Source organism: Candidatus Koribacter versatilis Ellin345 (genome assembly GCF_000014005.1).
GTDB classification, from domain to species: Bacteria; Acidobacteriota; Terriglobia; order Terriglobales; family Acidobacteriaceae; genus Korobacter; species Korobacter versatilis_A.
Genome location: NC_008009.1, coordinates 1,331,543 through 1,351,218, shown reverse-complemented (window position 1 = coordinate 1,351,218; position 19,676 = coordinate 1,331,543). Strand labels below are relative to the sequence as shown.

Annotated in this window: 13 protein-coding genes and 1 tRNA gene; 2 read left to right on the top strand and 12 right to left on the bottom strand. The window is 57.4% G+C overall.

The window, feature by feature from the left end; all coding sequences use genetic code 11:
- Positions 1 to 88 precede the first annotated feature (88 nt).
- Positions 89 to 841: a phenylalanine 4-monooxygenase gene (locus ACID345_RS05525; protein ID WP_011521881.1), complete on the top strand. Its 753-nt coding sequence runs from the start codon at positions 89 to 91 to the stop codon at positions 839 to 841.
- Here ACID345_RS05525 and ACID345_RS05520 read toward each other — a convergent pair whose 3' ends face one another.
- The 7 genes from ACID345_RS05520 to ACID345_RS05490 form a co-directional block, all read right to left on the bottom strand.
- Positions 842 to 1,396, bottom strand: a complete 555-nt coding sequence (locus ACID345_RS05520) for a YfiT family bacillithiol transferase (protein ID WP_011521880.1) — start codon at positions 1,394 to 1,396, stop codon at positions 842 to 844.
- A complete protein-coding gene (locus ACID345_RS05515) occupies positions 1,396 to 2,379 on the bottom strand; it encodes a D-2-hydroxyacid dehydrogenase (RefSeq protein WP_011521879.1) in 984 nt (327 codons plus the stop codon). Before ACID345_RS05515 ends, ACID345_RS05520 begins: the two co-directional genes overlap by 1 nt.
- A gap of 3 nt (positions 2,380 to 2,382) precedes the next feature.
- On the bottom strand, positions 2,383 to 3,999 hold the full coding sequence (gpmI, locus tag ACID345_RS05510) for a 2,3-bisphosphoglycerate-independent phosphoglycerate mutase (protein ID WP_011521878.1): 1,617 nt from the start codon (positions 3,997 to 3,999) through the stop codon (positions 2,383 to 2,385).
- Between the two features lie 115 nt (positions 4,000 to 4,114).
- Positions 4,115 to 4,627, bottom strand: coding sequence for a DUF2059 domain-containing protein (locus ACID345_RS05505; RefSeq protein ID WP_011521877.1), 513 nt, complete (start codon positions 4,625 to 4,627; stop codon positions 4,115 to 4,117).
- Positions 4,628 to 4,721: 94 nt separating this feature from the next.
- The gene (locus tag ACID345_RS05500; protein WP_011521876.1) at positions 4,722 to 5,315 is read right to left on the bottom strand and encodes a DUF2059 domain-containing protein; all 594 of its coding nucleotides are present in this window, start codon (positions 5,313 to 5,315) and stop codon (positions 4,722 to 4,724) included.
- A gap of 79 nt (positions 5,316 to 5,394) precedes the next feature.
- Positions 5,395 to 6,696 (bottom strand): phosphopyruvate hydratase, encoded by a 1,302-nt coding sequence (eno, locus tag ACID345_RS05495; RefSeq protein ID WP_011521875.1) that lies wholly within the window; start codon positions 6,694 to 6,696, stop codon positions 5,395 to 5,397.
- Between the two features lie 316 nt (positions 6,697 to 7,012).
- Entirely contained in the window at positions 7,013 to 7,657 is a 645-nt protein-coding gene (locus ACID345_RS05490) for a DUF4142 domain-containing protein (protein WP_011521874.1), read from the bottom strand.
- Between the two features lie 189 nt (positions 7,658 to 7,846).
- On the opposite strand from ACID345_RS05490, the gene ACID345_RS05485 reads away from it, so the two are divergent.
- A tRNA-Gln gene (locus ACID345_RS05485) sits at positions 7,847 to 7,920 on the top strand.
- 31 nt (positions 7,921 to 7,951) lie between these two features.
- Here the strand turns inward: ACID345_RS05485 and ACID345_RS05480 are convergent.
- The 5 genes from ACID345_RS05480 to ACID345_RS05460 form a co-directional block, all read right to left on the bottom strand.
- Positions 7,952 to 11,131, bottom strand: coding sequence for an efflux RND transporter permease subunit (locus ACID345_RS05480; protein WP_011521873.1), 3,180 nt, complete (start codon positions 11,129 to 11,131; stop codon positions 7,952 to 7,954).
- 59 nt (positions 11,132 to 11,190) lie between these two features.
- Positions 11,191 to 12,165: an efflux RND transporter periplasmic adaptor subunit gene (locus ACID345_RS05475; protein ID WP_228370739.1), complete on the bottom strand. Its 975-nt coding sequence runs from the start codon at positions 12,163 to 12,165 to the stop codon at positions 11,191 to 11,193.
- Positions 12,166 to 12,503: 338 nt separating this feature from the next.
- Positions 12,504 to 16,085, bottom strand: coding sequence for a choice-of-anchor D domain-containing protein (locus tag ACID345_RS26845; RefSeq protein WP_011521871.1), 3,582 nt, complete (start codon positions 16,083 to 16,085; stop codon positions 12,504 to 12,506).
- Between the two features lie 358 nt (positions 16,086 to 16,443).
- Positions 16,444 to 19,071 (bottom strand): transglycosylase domain-containing protein, encoded by a 2,628-nt coding sequence (locus ACID345_RS05465; protein WP_187148950.1) that lies wholly within the window; start codon positions 19,069 to 19,071, stop codon positions 16,444 to 16,446.
- Positions 19,072 to 19,330: 259 nt separating this feature from the next.
- Complete coding sequence (locus ACID345_RS05460; RefSeq protein WP_011521869.1) at positions 19,331 to 19,675, bottom strand: DUF4845 domain-containing protein; 345 nt, start codon at positions 19,673 to 19,675, stop codon at positions 19,331 to 19,333.
- Position 19,676: the final 1 nt, after the last annotated feature.

Here is a 19,676-nt window from a genome sequence, read left to right as displayed (position 1 = left end):
GCCATCCGGTGTGGGGACGCGCGGAAACCGCTGTGACTAGGAACCCGGATGCGCGGAAAGCGCGTCTAATATTGACGGGGGAGATTGCATGCAGCCGCACACGATGACATTGCCCGGCGACGCCGCAGAGTACGTCGTAACCCAACATTACGACCAGTACTCCGACGTGGAGCATGGGACATGGAAGACGCTTTACGAGCGGCGCATGGAGCAACTCAGCACCCACGCATGCAAAGAGTATCTCGAAGGCCTGCGCGTGCTGGGAATGCGCGCCGAGCGGATGCCGGTGATTAGCGACATCAATAAGACATTGCAAACCCGAACCAACTGGATGCTCCTGCCAGTGAGTGGGTTCCTGCCGGGACGGACGTTTTTCGATTTGCTCGCGGCACGAGTTTTCCCGGTAACGACGTACATTCGCAAACCGGATTCTTTGGACTACACGCCGGAGCCGGACATTTTCCACGATATCTTCGGTCACGTACCGATGCATGCTCACAAGGTCTTTGCCGATTATCTGCAAGCATTTGCGCAAATCGCGCGGCAAATCACGAACGACGCCGACCAGGAACGGCTTGGACGACTGTTCTGGTACACGGTGGAGTTTGGGTTAATCCGCGAAGGCAGCGACGTGAAGATGTATGGTAGCGGCGTGATTTCGTCGGTGAAAGAAGGCGACAACGTGGTGCATCGTGGGTGCAAGATCCACGACTTCTCACTCGAAGAAGTGCTCGACACTCATGTGAAAGTGGACGAGCTTCAGCCGACGTTGTTCGCTATCGAAAACTTCGAGCAGATTTACGAAGCCACGAAGGAAGCGCGCAAAGTCTTCGGCGTTTAGTTACCAGCCCATCTTCTTCCGCAACTCCGTGACGTGCGCCGTATGGTGCAGGCAATGCCACGAATAAAGTGCTAGCGCTTTTTCCAGCGGTACTGCGCCGAGTTGCGGGTGCACGTAATTCTTCGCGAAGTCGTCATCCGACAACGCTCGGAGCAGCACGACCCAACGGGTGTGCAAGGCTCGCAGCATTACAAGTGAAACCTCGGTTGGGGTTTCGCGCGAATCGGAGAGCTCCGCCCAGAGCTGCTCTTCGTAGGTCTTGATCAAGGGATCAGGCTCAGTGAGGGCCATCTTGAAACGCACGTAGGCGTTCATATGGCTGTCGGGGATGTGATGGATGAGTTGGCGGACTGTCCAGCCGTTCTCGCGATACGGCGTGTCGAGCTGGGCTTCGGTGAGATCGTCGACAGCATGGCGGAACTTAATCGGCATTTCAGCGAGGGTGTCGATGTGGCGCTTGCGCCATTGCACTCGCTGCTCGGCGGAGGGGGGTTCGGTGTAGTGGAATTTGCCGATAGGAAAACGAGGATCTAGGACGGTCGAAGCGCTGCTCATCAGTAGCCTCTCGATTTATCTACCAGTCCCAGGAGCGGCTTGCCCGCTAGGAACCGGCGCAGGTTTTCGGTAAAGAAGATGTATTGCCGCTCCCAAAGTTTCGGAGAAATTCCGCCGGTGTGCGGCGTAATCATACAGTTGTCGAGCGCCCAGAGCGGTGAGTCGGACGGAAGCGGTTCGACGCTTGTGACATCGAGCGCTGCGCCTCCGATACGCCGTTGTTGGAGAGCCTCAATCAAAGCTGGTTCGTCTATCAGAGCACCACGACCGACGTTGAGAAGATAGGCGTCGGGCTTCATCGCTGCAAGTTGGTCGCGTCCAAACGCCTCTTTTGTGTCAGGCGTCACCGGCGGACAAAGCATGACGAAATCCGCGCGCGGCAGAATTTTGAGCAGGTCTTTCGACGCGAAGACTTCGTCGGCAGTCTCTGCACCCCGCTCCGGATGTTCCCGAACAGCGATCACGTGCATTCCGAGTGCTTTTGCTTTCTGCGCGAGGGGACGGCCGATCTGTCCGAGGCCTACGACAAGCAACGTGGAACCCGCGATATCGCGCGGCGGAGGATTGGTAACCCAAATCTCCTCCTGCTTCCAGATGTGCTCGGTTTGTGCTTTGACGGCGAGATCAATACGGCGCGCGATCGCCAGGATCATGGCAAGTGCATGTTCGGCGACGACTGGACCGTGAACGGCGGTGGCGTTGGTGACGATGATGTTGCTTTGACGGATCTCGGGGATCATCAACGCATGGACGGCGGCGGCGGCGGAGTGGATCCACTTGAGTTGCTTCGCAGCGTGAACCTGACTGGGTTTCAATTCGCGGGTAAGTGCGATATCGGCGTCTGAGATTTCCTGCTCGAGCGTCGCATAGCCGGCCATCTGCACAACGCGCAAGCCGGGAAATTCCGCCCTGAGCTTTTCCGCGAACCATGGCGGAGCATCCCAGAGCGGAAACCGGTGCGGGAGTGCGATGACCAGTTTCATGCGTTACTTCTTCACCGTGAGATCGACACGCAGATCGTGGCCGGTCATCTCTTTGGGTTGTGGAATGCCGAGAATGCCCATCATTGTTGGCGAGATGTCTTGCAATGCGCCGTCGGGACGCAGTGAAAATCGCTTCTTGGCATCTTCGGCGACGAAGATGAACGGAACCGGATTCGTGGTGTGCGCAGTCTGCGGGCCACCGGTTTCGGGATCGATCATCTGTTCAGCGTTGCCGTGATCGGCGGTGATCAGCATCGCGCCGCCCTTCTTGCGAACAACGTTGTACACCCGTCCAAGGCAAGAATCCACGGTCTCGACGGCGGTGATGGTCGGTGGAATTTTGCCGCTGTGACCGACCATATCTGCATTTGCAAAGTTCACAACGATCACATCGAATGCGCCCTTTTCGACGGCGTGCTCAATGACGTCGGCAATGCCGTTAGCACTCATCTCGGGCTTGAGATCGTAGGTAGCAACTTTCGGCGACTGCACGAGTTCGCGCTCCTCGCCGGGATACGGTTTCTCGATGCCGCCGTTGAAGAAGTAGGTGACATGCGCATACTTCTCGGTCTCGGCGACGCGTAGGTTGCGCATGTTCATCGCCGCCATTTCGTTGGCGAGAATGTGCGTGAGCGTATCGGGCGGGATGACGATGGGCAGCGTGAACTTTGGGTCGTACTGCGTCATACACGTGTAGTGCAGATCTTTGGGGATGGTATCGCGCGGGATGGTCGCGTCGAGAGTGTCGGCGGCATCGAGCTCGCGGCCGCCGTCCTTTGTGATTCCGCTGTTGCGAGCTAGCACGCGGGTGATCTGGCGAGCACGGTCCGCCCGGAAATTGAAGTTGATACACGCGTCGCCGTCACGAATGACTCCAATCGGCTGATCATTGTCATCCACGCAGACGAAGGGAATAATGAATTCATCGGTTACGCCCTTGTTATAGGACTCTTTAATTCCCTGCACCGGATCTTTATAGCGGCCGCCCTCGCCGCGGCCATGCAGCATCGCGTCGGAAGCGAGCTTCTCGCGGTCCCACTTTTTGTCGCGATCCATCGCGTAATAGCGACCGCTGATGCTGGCGATCTTCCCGATCCCGTACTCGCGCATCTTCTGTTGAAGCTGGTCGACGTACTTTACGCCATTGGTCGGCAGCGTATCGCGTCCATCCATAAACGGGTGCACGAAGACACGCTCGACGCCGTTCTCTTTCGCCATACGCAGCAACGCGTAGAGATGGTTCTGGTGCGAGTGAACGCCGCCATCCGAGAGCAGTCCAAAGAAGTGCAACTGGCGGCCGTTGGCTGCGTGCTTCATGGCGTCGAGCAGGGTTTGATTCTTGAAGAGTGACTTGTTTTCGATGGCGAGGTCAATCTTGGTGATGTCCATGTAAACGACGCGACCGGCTCCGATGTTGAGGTGGCCAACCTCACTATTGCCCATTTGCCCCGGAGGCAGACCTACATAGCGGCCCGATGTGTGGATGAGCGTATTCGGAAAGTCGGTCAGCAGCTTGTCGTAATTGGGCTTTCGCGCGAGGGAGATCGCATTGGCGTTGGAGGGCGGCGCGTATCCCCAGCCGTCGAGGATGATAAGGACGAGAGGCTTCGGTGTCGGCATGGCTTCCTTATAAGAGCTTATTTACTGGGTATAAAGATAACAAGCTTCTGGCGTGGGTGTGAGATAGGGATCCTTCAACTTCGTCGCACTCGGTGCGAGTCCGCTCAGGATGACATCAGGGTTTCTTCGGTTCGGCGAGCGAGTCGGCCTGGTCCTGGATCTTTTTGGCGTATTCGGCGGTGCGGGTTTGCAACTTCGCGAGCATGAGTTGCATGGCTTCCTGGGTCATCGTCGGCATCTGGTCGAGGAAGTGCTGGCCTGCCGCCGACGAATAAAACCCGACGATAGCGTCAACGTCGGCCTTGGTAAGGTGCTTCTGGTAAACGGGTGTGAGGTCGTCGAGCATCTCGCTGACCGGGTAGAGATTGACTGAATCGTTCACCATCTTTTCAATCTTCTGCTTCGACTCTTCCGAGAGGTTCGGGTATCGCTTCTCGATGTCGCCCTCAATTTGCTGCTTCATCTGCGCGAGCATTGTTTTCATTACGCCCTCGGTCTGCTGGCGCACGCGGAGGACTTCGAACATCTTCGTCAGGTCATCGCGGGTGGGCTGGTCTGGCTTGGTCTCTTGCGAATTGGCAGACACTAGGGCAGAGAGCAACACAACTAAGAGCGCAGCACGTTTCATAGGCGAATACTCCGTCGCTGATCATTTTATTTGACGATTACAAGACGCGACCGTGAGTGCGACAGAGCCTTCATCCAACCGCAAATAAGCTCGGCTATTTCTCAGACTCTTTGCCAACGGGATCGCCGAGTTCTGCAGGATGGGCCTTCAGATACTGCTGGAACTCCTTTACTCGCTTCTCACTTTCAGCGTGGATCTCATCTTTGTGACGGGTGATCAGCGCAGTGCTCATCTCTCCGACTTCGTGCAACAGCAACGGCATCCGCTCCAGAAAGCGCTGTCCAGATGGTGAGGAGTAGAAAGATAGAATACTGATCGCGTCTTCGTGAGAAAGGTACTTCTGGTAGATAGGCACCATGTCCGAGATCATCTCGTCGAGAAGCTCGGGCTTTATGATGCCATCGAACTGCGCGTCCAATTTTTTCAGCGCGGCGGGAGATGCATCGGGGTGCTTTTCCAGGAAGTGTGCCCGTTCTTGCTTTTTGATCACATCGGTCATCATGTCCATGCCGGCCTGAGCATTCCGGCGGGCATGCATAACGTCCATCAGCGCGAGGACGTCTTCCTTTGTGGCTCGCTCTTCCGCCGGAACCGCCGTCGGCGAATTCGCGCTACTTACCGGCGCTTGTTGTGCATACCCAAAGAGACTAGATACTAACAGGCAACAGGCGGCAAACAGCGGTTTCATTGACCCCTCCGGAGTAGAAGCTGAAATATAGCAAAAAGGCGGCCCCGAAGGCCGCCGAATTCTCTGTTATTTGAGCTCGCTATTCCGCGCTTAGATCGCCGTCATAGTTCAGCGCACCGATACCGAGGAACCGCGCACCTGCGCCGAGTTGTTCCTCGATGCGTAGCAGTTGGTTGTACTTGGCAACACGGTCGGTACGTGAAGCGGAACCAGTTTTGATCTGGCCGGCCCCCGTCGCGACTGCAAGGTCGGCGATGAACGTGTCTTCGGTTTCGCCAGAGCGGTGCGAGATGACCGCGGTGTACCCGTTACGGCGCGCCATCTCGATCGCATCAAGAGTTTCGCTCAACGTGCCGATCTGGTTCACCTTAATCAGGATTGAATTCGCGACACCGTTATCGATGCCGCGGGCAAGGCGCTCCGGATTGGTGACAAAAAGGTCGTCGCCGACGAGCTGGATCTTGTCGCCGAGTTCGTCGGTGAGCAGCTTCCAGCCTTCCCAATCGTCCTCAGCCAATCCGTCTTCGATCGAGACGATCGGATACTTGTTCGCCCAGTCAGACCACCAGCGGACCATCTGCTCACTGGTCTTTTCCGACTTGTCGGACTTCTTAAAGATGTACTTGCCGTCCTTGAAGAACTCACTAGCCGCAGGATCAAGAGCGATCGCGATTTGCTCGCCCGGCGTGTACCCAGCCTGCTGGATGGCTTCGAGGATGACTTCGATCGCTTCGACGTTGGACTTGAGCGACGGCGCGAAGCCGCCTTCGTCGCCCACCGCGGTGTTGTAGCCGCGCTTCTTCAACACGCCCTTCAGCGTATGGAAGACCTCGGCGCCCCAGCGCAGTGCTTCGCTGAAGCTCTCGGCGCCGACCGGCATGGCCATGAATTCCTGGAAGTCAACGTTGTTGTCGGCGTGAGCGCCACCGTTCAGGATGTTCATCATCGGCACCGGCAAAATGTTGCCGTTGACGCCGCCGAGATAGCGGTAGAGCGGGATGTCCAGTTGGTTGGCGACCGCACGTGCACTCGCCATTGAAACCGCAAGAATCGCATTGGCGCCAAGACGGCCCTTGTTCTCGGTACCGTCGAGGTCGAGCATGCGCATGTCGATATCGCGCTGCTGGCTGGCGTCCATGCCGCCGAGCGCCTGGGCAATCTCACCTTCCACGTTTTCAACGGCCTTCAATACACCCTTGCCGAGATAGCGGGCGTTGTCGCCGTCGCGCAGTTCCACGGCTTCGTGTTCGCCGGTCGAGGCTCCACTGGGAACGGCAGCGCGGCCGACCGCGCCGCCAGAGAGAGTAACTTCCGCTTCCACGGTCGGATTTCCACGGGAATCGAGGATCTCGCGTGCATGAACTAGTGTGATGTCGAACATATTCGTCCTTTGCGATTGAGGTAGGAAGTTGCGGCCAATGACATTGCCGGACCGCGGTTAGTAGCCCAAGGGCGCGCCGGTGAGCGGGCCCTCGATGTTCATGGTTTTATGCATGAGTGCAGTGCTGCACAGACGTGAAAGTCGACGTCGAGGCAGCCCCTGATTATAAAGGCTGGAGTGCCACGGAATCGGTGAAGCAGAGGTAAAAGTAGATCGTCTTGGGAGGCCTGAGCGTTTCGGGACGGAAGCTCTGATCTGGATTTTGCGCAAGAAAAGGCGCAGCCGCTAAAGCTGCGCCTTCGTCCTTCAGCCCAAGTTACTGCGGAGTCTGCGCGGATGCATTCGCGGTATTGCCGCTCTTCGCATTGCTAGCGCTGGCGCTTCCCTTCACCTTGCTGTTCGCTTCCTGGGCCGTCTTCAGGTGGTCCTGAAGGGTGGGCAGCGTCTGCTGCGTGAAGTTCTTGACTGCGTCATCCTTGCCGCTGTTGGCTTCCTTCTTGAACTCCGCAATGTCCTTCTTGTGGTCAACGACCATGTGGCTTATGTAGGCCTTATCAAAGGCGTCGCCGGAGAGCTTCGAAAAACGATCGTACTCGCCCTTATCCTTCGTCGACATCTCGGTCGGGATCGCGATGTTGTTCTTCGAGGCGATATCTTTCAACTGATCGTTCGCTTTGGTGTGATCGTCGACCATCTTTTGGCCGAATGCCTTCACGTCCGGGTTTGAAGCCTTCTGCGCGGCGAGTTGCCCGAGTTGGACTTCAGCGAGCCCACCCTGGGCGGCTTTCATCACGAATGCGTGATCGGCCTTCGGTGAAGCCGATGAAGACGCGCTGGGCTTCGATTTGTCAGCCGACGTCTGGGTTCCGGCAGTCGCGTCGTTACCCGACGCCGGTGCCTGCGCGATCATCAGACCGCTGGCCATAAGTGCAGTGCTTGCGAGAACCGCGAGTTTGCGCATGTGTTCCCCTCCTCCAATGTGAGACAAAAGTGTCCACTTCGTGGGATGGAACCGGATAAGAGCGAGATGCCAGCAATCGAGAGCCGCACCAGGTTGTCTCGGGTTGACGGCTGCGCGTAAGACCCATAAAATCAGAGATGCGCAGGAAGCCGTTCTACAGCCTGCGTTTCACAAGCCTTTCGGCGCTGCTGCCCCCTCGTTCAATGGTAGGACAGCTGACTCTGGATCAGCATATCGGGGTTCGAATCCCTGGGGGGCAGCCAAAATCCTTCAACAACTTGGGACCCTTGGCTGCTAAGCCGCCTCTTCCACTTCCTCTGCTTCGAGAGCTACTCCGGACGTGCGTGCTCCTAAGAGTGTCTTCACGATGACGTACAGCACTGGGATGAAGATCAAGTTCAGTACTGTCGAGAAGAGCATGCCGCCCACGATCGCTGTGCCCACCGAGTGACGACCGATTTTCCCGGCACCGGTGGCGAAGTAGAGCGGGAGAACTCCGAGGATGAACGCGAACGACGTCATCAGAATTGGGCGCAGGCGCAATTCGCCGGCCTCGATCGCGGCTTCGGTGATCGAGCGACCTTGCTCGATGAGCTGCTCGGCAAACTCGACGATCAAAATTGAATTTTTCGCCGAAAGGCCAATGAGCATCACCAGCCCGATTTGTACGTAGACATCGTTCACCAATCCGCGTAAAGAGATAAACGACAACGCCCCCAGCACAGCAGTCGGAACCGCCAGCAGAATGATGAATGGCAACGCGAAGCTCTCGTATTGCGCGGAAAGCGTGAGATACACCACGAGAATGCCGAGCGCGAAGATGAGGATCGCTTTGCCGCCAGCTTCGACTTCTTCCAGCGCAAGGCCGCTCCATTGGAATGACATGCCCTGGATCATGTTCTGATGCGCGAGTTCCTGCATTGCTTCCAGTCCGTGGCTGGAGCTAAAGCCCGGAGCCGGAGCGCCATCGATTTCGGCGGACCGGAACAGGTTGAAGTGATTGATGACCTGCGGGCCGGAGGTTTCTTTCAGCGTGACGATGTTTTCAAGAGGTACGAGACCGTTGGTGTCAGAGCGCACATAATATTGACGAATGTCGCGTGCCGTCATGCGGAACGGTTGATCGGCCTGGACGTAAACGCGGTAGGACCGATTGTTGAAATCGAAGTCGTTCACATACTCCGACCCCATATACACGCCCAGAGCCTGGGTGATCTGGCTGATCGGCACGCCCATGGCCTTTGCCTTCTGGCGATCGATCTCAACGAGTTCCTGGGGATCGTTCGCCGTATAGCTCGTGAACAATCCCGCCAGGTCCTGCCGCTGACGACTAGCCCCGATGATCTTGTGCGCGACAACGTCGAGATCCTGCAGCGTGTTGCGGCCGAGGTCCTGCAATTGGAACTGGAATCCGCCAAAGCTACCGATACCTTGGATGGCGGGAGGTTCGAAGGGAACGATAATCGCGCCCGGAACCGAGAAAAGCTTTGGTCCTATCCTCGCCACGATGTCGCTTGCAGCATGGCCCTTGCCCTTGCGCTCGTCGATCGGCTTCAGAGGCGCAAAGATCAGACCGTAGTTGGACGAACTACCTCCGGTCAGAGAGAAACCAGGTACCGCGAAGGTGCCAAAGACATCTGGATCGGCGCGCAGGATCTGCTCTGCCTGCTTGGCGATCGACGTCGTGTACGCGAGCGAGGCACCCTGCGGAGCCTGCACGACGGTAATGAAATAGTTCTGGTCTTCCTGCGGAACGAAACCCGTAGGCACGTGGACGTACATGTATCCGGTGGCCACGAGACCAGCCACAAAGAGTGCCAGCATCACGTAGCGCAAGCGCAAGACTGTTCCAATAACTTTTCCATACCACGCACCCAGGCCGTGGATGGCGTCGTCAATCCCGTGCGCGATTTTGCGATAGCCACCCGAGATGGTTTTGCTCCGCGTCCAATCGAGCATGCCGTACTTCTTCTCTTCGCTGCGCAACAAGATGGCCGCCAATGCCGGCGAGAGCGTGAGCGCGTTGAATAGGGATATCGCGATTGAGAAAGCGATAGTCAGCGAGAACTGGCGGTAGAGAATACCGGTGGTGCCGGGGAAAAACGATACCGGGACAAAGACTGAGATCAGAACCAGCGATGTTGCAACTACGGCGCTGGATACCTCCGCCATAGCGACCGAGGTTGCGCGATGTGGATCGGTATGGTCTTGGTTGATGTGCCGCTGGGCGTTTTCGATGACGACGATAGCGTCGTCGACCACCAACCCCGTCGCCAAAGTAATGCCGAACAACGTGAGCGAGTTGATCGAGAACCCGAACATCTTGATGAAGGCAAATGTGCCAATCAAGGAAACCGGGATCGTGACCGCCGGAATGATCGTTGCGCGCCAATCGAGAAGGAAGAGGAAGATCACGATGATGACGATCAACACTGCTTCTTCGAGTGTGGTGATGACCTCTTTTACGGAATCGCCAACCACGGTCGTCGTGTCAAAGGCAACCACGTACTTGATGCCGGGAGGAAAAGACTTGGAGAGCTCAGCCAGTTCGGCTTTGGCCGCTTTGTCGACTTCAAGCGCATTCGCGTTCGATAGCTGCTGTACACCGATACCGATCGCCTCGTGTCCGCTGTAGAGCAGGTTGGTATCGTAATTCTCGGCGCCGACTTCCGCATGGCCAACGTCCTTGAGTTGAACGATTCCGTTCTTGGTGCTCTTGAGGATGATGTCTTCGAACTCTCGCGGGTCAGAGAGCCGTCCAACAGCGCGTAGCGTGACCTGGAAGTTCTGCTTGGGATCTGCCGGCGGACGCCCGAGTTGTCCAGCTGGAATTTCGACGTTCTGCTCCTGGAGCGCCGCTACGACGTCAGCAGCCGTGAGTTGGCGCGCGGCGAGCTTCGTGGGATCGAGCCAGATGCGCATGGCGTACTTGCGTTCGCCGAAGATCACTACATCGCCCACGCCCTGGATTCGCTTGAGCGCATCTTTCACGTAAACGTCGAGATAGTTCGAAATGTATTGGTTGGAAAGAGTGTTGTCGGGCGAGTAAAAACCGGCGGCAAAAACGAAGTTCGGATTCGCCTTCGTGATGGTAACGCCAGTGTTTTTGATTTCCTGCGGGAGCCGTCCTTGCGCAGCCGCGACGCGGTTCTGCACGTCGACGGCGGCGATGTTTAAGTCGTACCCGGTACGAAACGTGACGTTGATGCTGCTGGTGCCGTCGTTGGAACTGGTGGACGAGATGTAGTGCATGCCCTCCACACCGTTGATCTGCTGTTCAAGCGGAGTGGTGACCGCAGACTCCACCACTTGAGCGTTCGCGCCGACGTAATTGCTCGTCACAGTAACCTGTGGGGGAGCAAGCTCGGGATACAGCGAGATCGGCAACGTCGGGATGCAAACCGCGCCCGCCAGGATAATCAGCAACGCACATACGGTCGCGAAAATGGGGCGCTTGATAAAGAAGTCAACCACAGTCCAACTCCTGTGTGGGCATCGCCGATCCTCTCGGACGATGTTGTCGTGGATATTTTCTAACTGATCGGTTGCACCGGTACGCCGTCTGCGAGGAACTGGATCCCAGAGACGATCACTTTGTCGCCGGGTTGCAGACCACTCGTAACCGCGTAGTCATTCCCAACGGTGTCGCCCAATACAACCGAGCGTTGTTTCGCGACAGTTCCCTTGTCCGTCTGTGCTGCGACATAGACGAACGGCTGGCCGCCGATCCGCGTGACCGCAAGCACAGGAACTGTGGGAGTTGGCGAAGTGTTCCACACCACGCGCGCCTTGATCAGCTGGGCATTACGGAACTTTTCCAACGAACCGTGAAGAGGAGCTTTCACCAGGATGCCCTGCAATGCGTTATCCACTTGGGGCGAGATGAAATCCACCTTGGTTGCTTCGATGAGTTCTCCCTTGCTGGTAACGATTTGCACGGGCAAACCCATGCGGATGTCGGCAGTGCGGTCGGTTGGGATGTAGATGTAGGCCTCGAGTTCCGCGTTCTCATCCACCGTTGTAAGCAGCGTTTGGGGCGAAACGTAATCGCCAATGTGAACGGGAATATCGCCCACGATCCCGGCGAAAGGCGCAGTCAGGTTGTAATACGCGAGCTGCCGCTGCTGGGTGACGCGAGCTGCCGTCGAGGCTTCCCAGTCAGCCTTGGAGTTCTGATAGTTCTGCAGCGCAATTTCATAATCGCGTTTGCTGGTCACGCCCGATTCAAACAGGGCCTTCTGGCGCTCCAGTTCGCGCTCGTTGTAATCGAGCGTGGCCTTTTTCTGGGCCTCGGTGCTGCGCTGCTGGTCAACGGTCGCCTGTTGCTTCAGCGGATCGATCGTCATCAGGACTTGTCCGGCGCGCACGCTGTCCCCGGACTTCACCAGGATTCTTGTCAGCGAGCCATCCACTTGCGGTTGAATGCTGGCGGAACGCCGCGATTTCACGGTCGCTACGAATTCGCCCACTTGCGGCACCTGCTGCAGCTGAATTGAACTGGTTTTCACGGGAAGTGCTTGTGGCGCAGGCTGCTTCGCTTCAGTACTGGTGCAGGCGACATTCGTCAAAAGGCACAGTGCTGCAAAAGCAAAAGCCAATAGGACCGACAGTTTTCTTAATCCAGCCATTCTGATAAAAACCCCACGTGCCACTAACAGATGTCGGTCGCGAGCCACTGGATTCAAGAACGTCGATATTCTCGCAACACAAATAGTTCCTTCTATTTGATGGAACCGTTATCAGGCGCGGATTACCGGGCAGGTATAGCTCGTCTCAGCGCGAACAACGCGGCACTTTTTGCAAAAAAAAACCCGGGCAATAACGCCCGGGTCCGTGAGAACAATGGTTATTGCACCGCGAACACCAAGTCGTCGTGATCGTCGTAGGAACCGGTGCTACACGACGATGCGGATCCCTGGTAACGGAAGTTCGCTCGAATTGCCTGCACGCTTCCGGTCGGCAGAGTGAATGTGGTGGACAACGTCTGCTGTCCGCCCGCGGTCGGCGTGAGTGTTCCAATCAGCACCCAAGTCGGACTGCTGGCGTTGGCAGCGTAGTACAGGTCGAGAGAGTCGGAGGAACCGGTGTTCCACGCCCAGACCGTCGCAGTAATCTTCGCGGTCTTGCCGTGGGTCAACGCGGTTCCATCGGTCGAAGCGATCACAAGTCGATCGTTCGATTCGTCGGAGTGGAAGGTGCCTGAGTTGCCGTCAGTACACGAGTTGTTGATCGTGTTGGGATGGTTCACTTCCGTGCCACCCGACATCGTGCCGCGTCCGAGTAACAGTGACGTACCTGAATCGCACGATGTTCCGCTGGAAGCGCATTGCGGCGCTTTCAGTGTGCTGCTGTAGACCGCCGTTTGTGCACCGCCGCCCGGTGAATTCACCGTCAGCGTGACATTGGTTGTGTGAGTAGTGGTGCCGGACGTTCCCGTGATCGTCACCGTGGAAGTGCCCAGCGTGGCTGTACTGCTTGCGGTGAACGTCAACGTGCTCGTGCTGGTGGTGCTCGTCGGATTGAAGACCGCGGTCACGCCGGCCGGCAAGCCGGAGGCAGACAACGAAACCGATCCGCTGAAGCCACCCGTTGGCGTCACGGTGATCGTGCTGTTTGCGTTCGAACCCTGGATCACACTCACGCTGCTCGGAGAAGCAGAGAGAGAGTAGTCCGGGGCCGCCGAGCCAACGGCGAACACGAGATCATCATGATCGTCGTAGGCGCCGGTACTGCAGGATGACGCGGATCCCTGGTAGCGGAAGTTGGCACGTACCGCCTGCAAGCTGCCCGAAGGCAACGTGAAAGTACCGGTGATCGTCCGTGCACCGCTGCCGGCGGGAGTGATATTGGTCTGGATCGCTGTCCACGTCGGGCTGTTAGCGTTCGCCGCGTAGTAGAGATCCAAGTGGTCGGAGGTATATGTGCTGTAGGCCCACACCGTAGCACTGACCGTCACAGTCTTGCCCGGTGCGAACGAGGTGCCATCGCTGGTCGCGATCTGCACGCGATCAACGGACTCATCCGAGTGGTAGGTGCCCGACGTACCATCCGCACACGAGCTGTTGATCGTGTTCGGCTGGTTCGGCTCGGCGCCCCCCGACATCGTGTCGCGACCGTTCAGCAGCGAAGTACCGGAGTCGCACGAGGAGCCAACCGTCGCGCACTGCGGCGCTTTCAATGTGCTGCTGTAGAGCGCGGTCTGCGGACCACCTCCACCGCCGGTTGCACCCGTGCCCGTCAGGCCTGCCGATTGCGGACTGCCAGTGGCGTTGTCCGTAACCGAGAGCGTGCCGGTACGCGTGCCCGTCGTCGTGGGAGTGAAAGTTACGCTGATGGTGCAACTTCCACCTGCACCAACCGAAGTACCGCAGTTGTTGGACTGGGCAAAGTCGCCGCTGATACCGATACCGCTGATGCTCAGCGTAGCGGATCCTCCATTCGTCAGCGTGATGTTCTGCGCTGCGCTGGTGGTGCCGACATTTGTGCTGCCGAAAGTGAGGCTCGTCGGACTCAGCGTTGCTTGCGGCGTACCGCTGCTCGCGCCGGTTCCTGTGAGGCTCACCGTCTGCGGTGAATTGCTTGCGTTATCACTGACGGTGAGAGTTCCCGTCCGTGTGCCAGTGGCAGTTGGAGTAAACGTAACGTTGATGGTGCACGAGGAGTTTGCGGCCAGTGAACTACCGCAATTGTTGGTTTGCGCAAAGTCGCCGCTCGCCGCGATGCTGGTAATGCTCAACGCGGTGGAACTGCTATTGCTGAGGGTTATGGGTTGGGAAGCGCTCGTGCTGCCGACCGTCGTGCTCGCGAAAGTCAGACTCGTCGGGCTGACCGATCCCGTGGGACCACTCGAACCGCAACCGGGAAACTTGAACGAAACGATACGCGTGTTCCAGTTAAAGGTTCCCGTGGTCTTCATGTACTCTTCCGTGAACCAGAAGGTACAGTCGTCCACCGGGTCCACCGTCATCGCGCTATAGTCGCCCCAGCGGGTAAGTGTTCCGTTCTGCGATCCCGCGCCCGCTACCACGCTGGTTTCTGTTTCCAGAGTGCCGGAAGGATCGGTCGGCACGCGGCCGCTAATGCGCACCGATGGCGATACCGACGAACTGGACACGCTGTAACCGATGGCCATGTCGCCAGCCTGGTCCATTGCAACGCTCGGCATCCAGCGTGTACTGCCGTCAGGACCGAACGTTCCCTGCTGCGCTACGGTGGGTGTTCCTGCCGGGTTTTGGATTTCGTACCAGCGCACGCCGCCCGTTACGGAATGGCTGATCGCCAACGATTCATGTGAACCGAAGTTGCGATAAGCCACGCGGAACATTAAGCGATCGGCGAGTGAGTCCAGTTTGTTCGTCGTGCTCGGCTGCGGAACGCAAGTGCCGCCGCTGCAAAGCGGGGTGAAGGAAGCAACGCTGATGTTCGTCGGGCCCGTGAATGTCGAGTTCGACGTTGTCGTCCAATCCACGTGGAACTTGTACATCTGGAGCGAATTGGTTCCGTAGGTGAAGTAATAGTCGGGTGCTCCGGTCGGTGGAGGCGTCGCGCCGTCGAGATCCGAAGGCAACAACCCGCCGACCGAAGAGCTCTGCTGGAAGCAGACTTGGTTCGCGGTCTGGCCGGCGATCATCTTGGCGCGGTTGGCAACGCAAGCCTGGGCGCCAAGGAACGCATTCGTCGTTCCGTTGAACATGTTGAACGACATGTAGTAGCCGTCGGGCCATACACCAAGCTTCGGGTAGTCCGGGAAGTTGGAGTATTGGAACGAGTAGCGGGTGTACGTGCCGGTCGCGTCCGCCGAGGTCGAAACCGCTATGCACTCCAAGTACGGGGTGCTCGACACCGAGAACTGGGTGATGACCCAGCGCTGCGCAGCCTTATCGAAAAGCACGATGCCGTCGCCGTCATCGTTCGATTGGCAACCGCCGCCGAAGCCACTCCACAAAGAGTTAGTCCCAAATGGCCCCGCAATCAGCGCGCCGGTGGATTTATTGAACACCGCATACGAGCTGTTTACTTCCTGCACGTACTGCGTGGTGCCGACGTATCCGTCTGTATCGGGCGGAGCACTGTTGACCGTGAATCCATATTGGCCGTTGCCAAGGCCTTCAAAGTTCAAGCCTGTGCTGGCGGCAAGATTCGTGGTCAGCGATTGCCGCTGGATCACGGCGTCCTGCTGTGCTGGCGGAAATGGCGGCATTGGAATCCTGCGCACCGGTTCAGCTTCGTGTTTGGCGTGAGGCGGTTGCGACCAGCGCGCCATGTCGCGCAGTGGTGGCGAGACGTCGTGCTTCAGTTCCCAAATGACGAATGGTTCGCCGACTCGATGAGTCTGATTGTCTGCCTGGTTTTGCGCACGGAGCGCGGGGGAGAGGAGGAGGGAGAGACTAAACACACTTGTAAGCCAACGTATCGAGCTTCGAGACATCGCATCTCCTGAATTGTTAAGTCGGAACATGGAAAGGGAGAATCCTCGATCTGCACGGAAAAGGGGCCCAAACTCCAAGCAAGCGAAGGGGGTTTAACGTCTGACTTTCTGTTTTTCACTGACCCAAACAACAACGCGCGAAGCGCGAATCCACAGGTTCGTTGCGAGGGCGCAACGAGGACCAAAACCAAAGTGGCGGGAGTCTACTACAAAAGCTAGTACTAGAGTGGCAGGAAATGGCAAAAAAGTTGAAACGGTTTAACGGAAAGCGCGATTTCCAACCTAAGAGAGCGCGGTTGAAACCTTCTACTCTGGACTATGGAATTTTGCGCCGGCTGGAGAGCGTCCAAAGCATTGTTTAATGCGGACTGGCACTTCCATTATTGTTTGGATCGGTTTGGTTCTGCTGCTGCGACTGTTGACCATCGCTGCCATCGCTCTTGAAGAACCCTGCAATCTTGCCGAAGAATCCCTTCTTCTTTTTGTTCTGATCCTGTTGTTGCTGCTGCGCGGAAGTGGTCGTTTGCGCAGGCGGCATGTTGTTCACGGGCCCGTTGGTCGTGGGTGGTGGCAACACGGTTTGCTGGCCGCTTCCTCCGAAGATTTTCGACAGTATGCCGCGGTGGTCTCCGAGTGCTTGATCGCAGGTTTCTTTCGGCTCTGTTCCGGCGACGAACGATGCGGTGTAGGTCTCCGGGCACGACGGCGTCGCGAGATCGTTGGTCACTTTGTCGAGTTCCACTGAAACCACGCCCGACGGCTGCCCGAAGCCCTTCATGTCCTCGTACTGAGAAATCTTCTGAGCGCGTTTCATAAATTCCGCCCAGACAGGCGCGGCAGCGACGGCACCCGAAAGTTTGATGTCGCTATAGTCGTCGAATCCAACCCAGACAATGCAGAGAAGATTGCTGGTGTAGCCGGCGAACCAGGCATCGTGTGAAGTGCCGGTCTTCCCTGCCGCGGGCGCCGTAAATCCCCGCTGGCGGACCGTGTAGCCGGTGCCATAATTCACCGGTCCTTGCAGCATGTCTGTCAGGACAGCCGCTACGCGCGGATCGAGAACATTGCGGCTCTCGGCCTGGAAGTTGTCTACGACATCGCCCTTCGTCGTGCGCACGCTCTTTACCAGTGTCGGCGAAAGACGCACGCCGCCGTTGGCGAATACCGTATACGCGCCCGCCATTTCAAGTGGAGTCGCGTCATAGGCGCCGAGCGCCATGGCGGGCGTCGCCTTTACGCTGACGATACCGGCGTTCTTCGCGAGGTTCGCGACGTTGTCATACCCAACCTGCTCGGCAAGTTTCACCGTCGCGTTGTTCAACGACATCGCCAGTGCATAGCGCGCGGTGACCTGACCGTGATACTCGGCTTTGTAGTTACGCGGCTCGTAAATCTGGTCGCCATACATGAATGTCGTCGGCGAATCGTCCACCAGCGATGCCGGCGTAACTGCCTGCGCAGGATCGCCGGTGATCGCGGTATTCATCGCAGCCGCATAAACAAAGGGCTTGAAGATCGAACCAGTCGGACGCTTGGCGATCGCGTGATTCAATTGGCTCATGCCATAGTTGCGTCCGCCGACCAGAGCCAGCACCTCGCCCGTGTGCGGATCAATCGCGACGAGCGCCACCTGGGCTTCCGGTCCCGGCTTCACTTCGGTGTCCGTCTTCGCGTTCTTCCCTGTCCCGACTTTCACCTTCTTCGTACGCGCCTTCAACACCTGCTCGTCAACGCCTTTGATGCCGACTTCCACCGCTTCAGCCGCGGCCTTTTGCAACTCGGGATCAATCGAGGTGTAGATCCGGTACTGGTTCTCGTTGATGTCGGTTTCGCCATACTTCGATCCCAGGAAGTCCTTCACCATGTCGACGAAGTAAGGAGCATCGCTGGCTTCCACGTTTGGCGCGGCGAGCTTCAGGGGCGTCGCCTTTGCCTTGTCAGCCTCGTCGCGCGTAATGGTGCCGGTCTCAACCATCGAATCCAGTACCAGGTTGCGGCGATCGAGTGCGCGCTCCGGGTGGCGATAAGGCGAAAGATAACTTGGACGCTGAATGAGTCCGGCGAGCAACGCGGCTTCCGGCAAAGTGAGGTTCTTGATGTCCTTATTGAAGTACGCGCGTGCAGCTTCACCAAAGCCGCTGATGCCGTAGGAACCGCGCTGTCCCATCGGAACTTGGTTGGCATACAGTTCGAAAATCTGTTGCTTGCTGAAGCGCTGCTCAAGCTCAATAGCGATGAGCATCTCAGTGAACTTCCTCTTCATCGTCTTCTCTGGTGTCAGGAAGAACCCGCGAGAAAGCTGCATCGTCAGCGTTGAGCCACCTTGGCCCCGGTGATGATGCAAGACGTCAGTGATCCCCGCTTCCGCAAGGCGGTAATAATTCACGCCGCCGTGCTGGAAGAAACGCCGGTCTTCGATGGCGAGAACAGCATCCACCATCACCTTAGGTATCTCGTTGAACTTCACGATCTGCCGCTTCGACCGATCTTCTCCCTGGAAAAGCGCGGTCACGAGTTGCGGTTCGAGTTCGTAAGCTGAAAGGTCGCCGCCGTTTCCACCGGCAATGCGCGAAACTTTGCCATCGGCAATGTAGATGGTCGCGGAATCAGAGCTGTGGTACGACTGCGGCCCGGGATAAATTTCGATTCCGCCGTGGCGCAATTCAAAGCGCCCGAAATCGGTACCCTTCGCGTCATCGGAGTACCCCGATCGACGCAGGTCCGCGGCAATCTCGCTGACGGATGCTCGATCCCCCACATCGAGTTCGACCGGACGCGCATAGATCTTCGCGGAAGGAGCGAAGATCTGCCCGCTCATGCGGCGATCGACGATGCGCTGGTACTTGACGTAGTAATACGTGAAGACCGAGAAGAATACGATGCAGACAACAATGAACGCCGCGACGCCGAGGCGGATTTCGCGTTCGTAGCGCCGCCATCCTTCTGCAGATGCCTGCGAGCGAGACTTGCCCTTACTGGCAGACAAGCGCTTCAGGGTGGAAAAGCTGGGGATTTTGATTTTGATAGCCACAGTTTGAACAGAGATGCCGTTCTTATTGAGACGTCGTTCGGCGTCGTTTTGTTACCTAGCTGCGCAAAATGACTCGCCGCGCGCGTTCCCGCCGAAACGACACATCCCACCCTAAAGGGGGGCGGCACATGATACCCGGGCCAGAGCAACCTCTATTGTAAGGCAAACAGGGTCCCAAATTGGGGACCCTGACAATTTGCAACAATTCCGGAGACTACATAACCAACGTGTTCGACGCGACAGGATGAAATTGGATGTCGCTGGAATAGCCCGGCAGTTCCACGTGAACCGAATAGTTAACTTCCACCGTCATCGTTTTGCCGACCAGGTTGATTCTGATCTGCGCCGGCGTAAGCTGGATCCCGTTATCAGTGGCCTTCTTGATGATATCGGCCTTGATTTCTTCATCCGACTTACGGGCGTTCTGCATGAAACGAACTTCCGTGTTCAGGTCATCCTGGAATTGGTAGTTGTTAAAGTACGGCGGCCCGATGACGTAGCACACGTACACCACTCCGATGATAATGACGAACGCAAACACCGCCTTAATTCGGCTCATT

Bases quoted from the DNA above. Each gene is read 5' to 3' on its own strand.
- ACID345_RS05525 (WP_011521881.1), top strand. From the start codon at position 89: ATGCAGCCGCACACGATGACATTGCCCGGCGACGCCGCAGAGTACGTC.
- ACID345_RS05520 (WP_011521880.1), bottom strand. From the start codon at position 1,396: ATGAGCAGCGCTTCGACCGTCCTAGATCCTCGTTTTCCTATCGGCAAA.
- ACID345_RS05515 (WP_011521879.1), bottom strand. From the start codon at position 2,379: ATGAAACTGGTCATCGCACTCCCGCACCGGTTTCCGCTCTGGGATGCT.
- gpmI (WP_011521878.1), bottom strand. From the start codon at position 3,999: ATGCCGACACCGAAGCCTCTCGTCCTTATCATCCTCGACGGCTGGGGA.
- ACID345_RS05505 (WP_011521877.1), bottom strand. From the start codon at position 4,627: ATGAAACGTGCTGCGCTCTTAGTTGTGTTGCTCTCTGCCCTAGTGTCT.
- ACID345_RS05500 (WP_011521876.1), bottom strand. From the start codon at position 5,315: ATGAAACCGCTGTTTGCCGCCTGTTGCCTGTTAGTATCTAGTCTCTTT.
- eno (WP_011521875.1), bottom strand. From the start codon at position 6,696: ATGTTCGACATCACACTAGTTCATGCACGCGAGATCCTCGATTCCCGT.
- ACID345_RS05490 (WP_011521874.1), bottom strand. From the start codon at position 7,657: ATGCGCAAACTCGCGGTTCTCGCAAGCACTGCACTTATGGCCAGCGGT.
- ACID345_RS26845 (WP_011521871.1), bottom strand. From the start codon at position 16,085: ATGTCTCGAAGCTCGATACGTTGGCTTACAAGTGTGTTTAGTCTCTCC.
- ACID345_RS05460 (WP_011521869.1), bottom strand. From the start codon at position 19,675: ATGAGCCGAATTAAGGCGGTGTTTGCGTTCGTCATTATCATCGGAGTG.